4 protein-coding genes and 2 pseudogenes are annotated in these 5,278 nt (G+C 37.3%); all 6 read right to left on the bottom strand.

What is annotated here, in order from left to right:
- Nucleotides 1-335: pseudogene (locus tag C564_RS0130965) on the bottom strand (N-acetylmuramoyl-L-alanine amidase); the annotation flags it as partial.
- Nucleotides 336-404: 69 nt separating this feature from the next.
- The gene (locus C564_RS0130960; protein WP_018768160.1) at nucleotides 405-899 is read right to left on the bottom strand and encodes a hypothetical protein; all 495 of its coding nucleotides are present in this window, start codon (nucleotides 897-899) and stop codon (nucleotides 405-407) included.
- The gene (locus C564_RS0130955) at nucleotides 899-1,105 is read right to left on the bottom strand and encodes a hypothetical protein (protein ID WP_018768159.1); all 207 of its coding nucleotides are present in this window, start codon (nucleotides 1,103-1,105) and stop codon (nucleotides 899-901) included. Before C564_RS0130955 ends, C564_RS0130960 begins: the two co-directional genes overlap by 1 nt.
- A gap of 8 nt (nucleotides 1,106-1,113) precedes the next feature.
- Entirely contained in the window at nucleotides 1,114-1,353 is a 240-nt protein-coding gene (locus C564_RS0130950) for a hemolysin XhlA family protein (RefSeq protein ID WP_018768158.1), read from the bottom strand.
- A 78-nt stretch (nucleotides 1,354-1,431) separates the two neighbouring features.
- Nucleotides 1,432-3,444, bottom strand: a complete 2,013-nt coding sequence (locus C564_RS34165; protein ID WP_018768157.1) for a BppU family phage baseplate upper protein — start codon at nucleotides 3,442-3,444, stop codon at nucleotides 1,432-1,434.
- Nucleotides 3,445-3,521: 77 nt separating this feature from the next.
- Nucleotides 3,522-5,278, bottom strand: a pseudogene (locus C564_RS37180) (phage tail spike protein); the annotation flags it as partial.

The following is a 5,278-nucleotide window of genomic DNA, read 5'->3' as shown; positions in this document are numbered from 1 at the left end:
ACGTGTACAAAACGTTTATTCGCACCAGGTCCACCGCCATAAGCAATGTACTTTGTATCCGCAATTTGAATTGTTTCGTTCCAATCGACTGCATAATGAACAAAAGCATTTCTCCATGTACGAGACTCATACTTTTGAATATTAATAGCTGGTGCTTCTGGAGTTGCTGTACTATGTGCCACAACACCCTCATATGCACCGACACCATAACGATAAGGAGTTTTAGGTAATCCATCAATAATAAGAGTTCTATCTGCAAAAGCTTCTGTAGTAAGGCTAAATAGAAGCAGTGAGGTCATGAATACGGTAGAAACAAATTTAAACGATTTTTTCATTAGGCATCTTCTCCTTTTTAATTTAATAAAAAGAGCACCGTCTCATGACAGTGCCCGTAATAAACCTTTTTACTTAATTGGATATGATAACGAAAATGATACATATCGGGTTTTCACTTCTGGAAGATACGCAGAAACTCGTCCATCTTTACGAACTAATATAGTAGCTGCAACTGGATAATTTGGATTATTATCTAAAAATGCTGTAACTGCAAAGTAAGAATCTTGATGTGGAGCAATATCTGTTGTGATTCTTGTGAATACTTGTTGGTTTTCAACTGATCTAATAGCACCTGTCATGTGTACCCAGTTTCCATGTTTACGAAACATTGGTGGTGTATCAGTATCGGCTACTGCATTTGTAATAGTTAATTCCTCCCAAGGTACATCGTCCATATAAAAGAGGCCTTCCCCATCTAACCAAACACTACTTTCATAATTGCCTTTATTTAAGAAGATAGCTTTTGCTGTTTTGTCCTCACTGAAGAACCCTGGAATCAACCCGTATTGTTGTTCCATCTCTTTGATTACCTCTTGTTTTACCTCATTATAATTTGTAGCCATTATTCAACATCTCCTTTTTGATTTTCTTCATGATCTGACCAAATACCTAAAGCAATACCAACAGACAACAGATATGGAGCTAGTTCATCAAGAAAACTCTTAGCATCAGAAACTCCAAATTTCGTAAACAGAAATCCAAGCAATGAAAAAACCGCAAGCCATGTTTTCCAGTTGCGGAATCGTTTTTTGATATTTTCTTTGTTCATTATCTCTCCTACTTTCCTGCAAATTTGAATAAAGCTGTAATTCCACCCATAATAACCGCACCGATTACTGTTGTTCCTAACCAAAATACAAGCTTGTCCAATCTATCTACACGCAAATGTGCGCTTTTTGCTGACTGTTGCGCCTCAATTGCGATATCTTTAACGTTTCCAAGTAGATCAAGTTTTGTTTCTACTCTTGTTAATCCGACTAGTAGTTCTCTGAATTCATCATGTTTTGGTTGTTCCAAGTCATCACCTCCTTTCAAAATAAAAAGAGAGACGAATTCCGCCTCTCAATCTATAACTTAATTAATGTCATATTTTATTCAATTTCTATTAAGTTTTAAAATAACCGTTCCTTCCTGATCGGAAGTCAATACAGAATGTTTTCCATGAAAATTACTTTCCACACCTGCAAATTGTAGAATTTTCTCTTCTGCCGTCAGTACCATTAGTTGCCCGCTGTCACGCTTTTCAGCGATGTATTGGCATAACGATTCAAAATCAGTTAAAGGCCAATTATATGTCCCTGGTATCGTCGCTTCGATATCATGGAAAGTCATGTTGTACGCCAATTTCTTAGTGATAATATTGTCAATTTCACCTTTAACTTTGTCTAAGGTATCTGTCTTTTCTACTGAACGGTATCCGGATAATAAAGGGTCATCCACCGGAACAGAATCGAGTGCAGGTATTTGTCTATAAACACGAGCGTATATGAAACGCTTTAATGCTTCTTCACGAGCAACGTCTGACCATCCGCCTAATGGAGCTGCAAAAAAATAAGAACCAGAATAAAATCCATGGTTACGCAATTTTCTTTGCGAATCATCAAATTCTTTTATAATTTGTTCCCGTGTCAAGTTAGCGATATTTTGATGTAAGTCGGTATGGCTCCCTATCGTCCATCCTGCTTGTCTACATTCTTGTAACTCACCCCACGTCATATAACCAGGCGTACCGACACGACTCGTTATAACATAAATATTACCTTTCAGATTATATTTCTCCATTATCGGAAATGCGTTTTTATACGTAGAGATAAGCGAATCATCAAAATCGATATTCAATATTCCAGCTTGTACATTTCGCGTACTAATTTTAGCTAAATTTACACTTGCTATAGCAGATGAGGAAATAGTGAATGAAAGAAAAACTTTCGTGATATTATTCCACGTTGGTGCACCGTCGTTTATTGTAAATTCACTTTTATTTATTCGGATTCGTTTCCAACCTTCTTTTTGTCCTGTTGACGAATTGACATACCGATACATATCAGCTTTAAAAGATCCGGCAGTCCCGGAATGTAATCGTAAATTCGAATTCGCTCCTACATTATTTCCACCAGTAACATATAAAATTAATTCAATATAATCTACATTTGTAAAATCAACAGGCGCAGCGAGATCATAATTTCCATATGGACTACCTTGCCCTACGGCGTGATCGAATTTCACTGTGTTTTGCCCTTCGTATTTAATTGTACTATCTGTTGTGACTTGTAATTTCGTCACCCATTTAGTCGCGTCATTTGCAAGTAACACTAATTTATTCGCTATATCGTACAAATTCGGCAATGGTGGGAAAGATGCATACACTTTATTTTTTTCTGCCATCACTTGAATTGCATCAACCCGTTGTTTTGCGGTAGTGTACGTGACTCCACGAGCATCATTTCTCATATCGACTATTTCCGTGTTGGAACTACCTGTATTCCCCACTATATTATCTACCCGTGATACTAAATTATCTGCCGTTGTTTTTGCCTGCTTTGCTTCATCCTTAGTCGTTGATACATTACTTGATAAAATGTCAATTTGAGTGGCGTTTTCAGTCACTGCCGCCTTTGCTTCTTCTGCCGTTTCTTTCGATGCAATAAGAGCTGGAATGTCTACTCCTTCAAGTTGCTTTCCTACATCAATAACCTGCTGTATAACGCCAAATTCGTTTGTCGATTCAATTGCACCATCGTTTGAAAGTGATTCATCTACAACAAACCAAAATTTCTGTGTTTCTATGATTCTGTTGTCTTCTTCAATTTGAACCTGTCCCATAACATTGCCGATTGCGGTAAGTGTTTGCGTCTTCAAGATAACTTGATATTTACCTTTTAAAGCGTTGATCGGTTGGCAATCATCTTGAAATACACGTGTTCCATCTGGTTTCTTGAAAGAAATTTTTACTGATTTAGCAAGCGATAAATCAACTTCTACTGTTTTATTTGTTATATTCAAAAGCAATTTCCCACTGTTTTGGTCATTTTGTGAAAAACGAATAGTTGCTGGTGATGATGGGATATTAATTAAATCGATATTTATTTCATACGTTTTGAATGTCATATATTCACCTCATTCCAAAATAAAAAGAGGAGCTAGGGAGATAACTTAGTCTAGTTCCTCAGTAGGAAAAATCTCACTTAATTAGCTAATAATTGTTGTACAAGCGCTTCAAGTTTGGATATTCTTTCCTCTTGAGCTATGTTTTGCGCTTTCAAAGAGTTTATTTCCTTTTGTTGTTCGTTCTGTCTTAACATAATCTGCTGAGTAGCTGCAATGTTTACAGTAATCAATGAGTAAGGTACTACAGATTTCTTGTCTTTGCCCTGGAATTGCTCTGGAGTTTCCTCTGCAACGAAACCATATTGTAGGAAATCACTAGAGTGCTCTCTTAAGTAGTCAATCCCGTACTCTTCTACATCCTTATTTAAGAAATATTGACTAGGTTTCAATAACATTAAAGCGTCTACCTCATCGCTTTGGATTGTTTGGATGTCTGATTTTATCTCTCTAGTTGAGCGCTGAGTCCAAGTAACACCAGATACATCAGCCGCCGCCCACAAATTTCTACAGTTTATGTTTGCGTACATTGTGTAAATTCCATCTGCTGGGTCGTATCTATTTAGGAAGTAGAACCCTTCTTGGTTTCTTGTTCCTTTGTGGACTTTAATATGCATGTTGTGGTACGTTGTAGCAACTGCTTCCAGATTAACAGTATCATCCAATTTTATTATGAAGTCATTCGATATCTGAGTACGTTCTTTACTAAATATGAAAGCGTCTGACGCAACATTTAAGAAGTTATATCCTTTAGCTCTCGCGCGTACACTTCCTAAATGACTAGCATTGATATAGATATCCGCATTAGCGTTTAAGTCTATTCCACCTTTTGATTGGAGAGTTGTTTTGTAATCATATCTTTCAAAAGATAAATATGAGTGCTTTGCTATTTTACCGCTTGAGTCTCTCCCAGAAGCTACTCCTATACTTGCTACTGAAGAAGCATAGTTTGTCAAACTTGGAGTAGAATGTTCTACAACTAATGCGTCATTTACAGAACCACCTGCTCCAGTGTAATCAGTTCCGAGCACCATAGCTTCAGTGAATGAGCCGTCTGTAGTAGGTATGAATCCAATGTATCCTCTGTAGCGTCCTGACCCATACAAAGATAGATTCTGCTTCTCAAGTCTCATATGGTTATTAGCTGAAGACGGATCTTCTGTCATGATTACGACACCTTTTAAGCTACCTGTCTTGATATGCTTAGCTTCCACATAACCGTCCAAGTAAATCTTCTTAGCTTGAATTGATGCAGCTTCACTTGAGAGATTGATAGCCCCTATTACTCCGTTAGCGTCAACTTTAAGAGATATATTCTGTGAGTTCAATTTAATCTCTGCATCGTGTCTATCTACTATAGCTTTGCTACCAAAGGAGCCATCAGCTTCTTGTTTAGAGTAAACATCTGTAGACTTTGCTCTCAAGTTTATCTCTTGAGTAGTTTGTTGAAACTGAGTGTCATATGAAGAATTGCGTGTATTATATTCCGTCTTAGTAACACGATCAGCGACCTCTTTAACCATAGCGTCATAGTTTACAATGTCTTTAGGGTTTTCTAGGTAAGTAGGGAGTTTTTCTCCTACGTTACATTGAGGCTCTGATACCCAGACAGTCCCCGCTCTTCTAATCCATATCTCTATACGAGCATGTGTTATAGGAGCGTCTGGAGCTGTATGATCCATAGTAAATCTAACCCATTGATTATCAATTAATGAGTCTTGGAACTCAACTTGCTTGTAAGCTCCTACAGAAGTTGTCCCATTAAAGAACTCTATTTTGTATGCAGCTCCTAAGGAAATATTATATTTATCTGTAGTGTAGAGCATAGCAGAGAATT

This window comes from Bacillus sp. 105MF (assembly GCF_000374885.1).
In the GTDB taxonomy this organism is placed as follows: domain Bacteria; phylum Bacillota; class Bacilli; order Bacillales; family Bacillaceae_G; genus Bacillus_A; species Bacillus_A pseudomycoides.
The sequence above is the reverse complement of the archived record's forward strand: the minus strand, read 5'-3'. Positions and strand labels throughout refer to the sequence as shown.

Excerpts from the sequence above, each read along its gene's own strand:
- C564_RS0130960 (WP_018768160.1), bottom strand. The coding sequence starts at position 899 with ATGGCTACAAATTATAATGAGGTAAAACAAGAGGTAATCAAAGAGATG.
- C564_RS0130955 (WP_018768159.1), bottom strand. The coding sequence starts at position 1,105 with ATGAACAAAGAAAATATCAAAAAACGATTCCGCAACTGGAAAACATGG.
- C564_RS34165 (WP_018768157.1), bottom strand. The coding sequence starts at position 3,444 with ATGACATTCAAAACGTATGAAATAAATATCGATTTAATTAATATCCCA.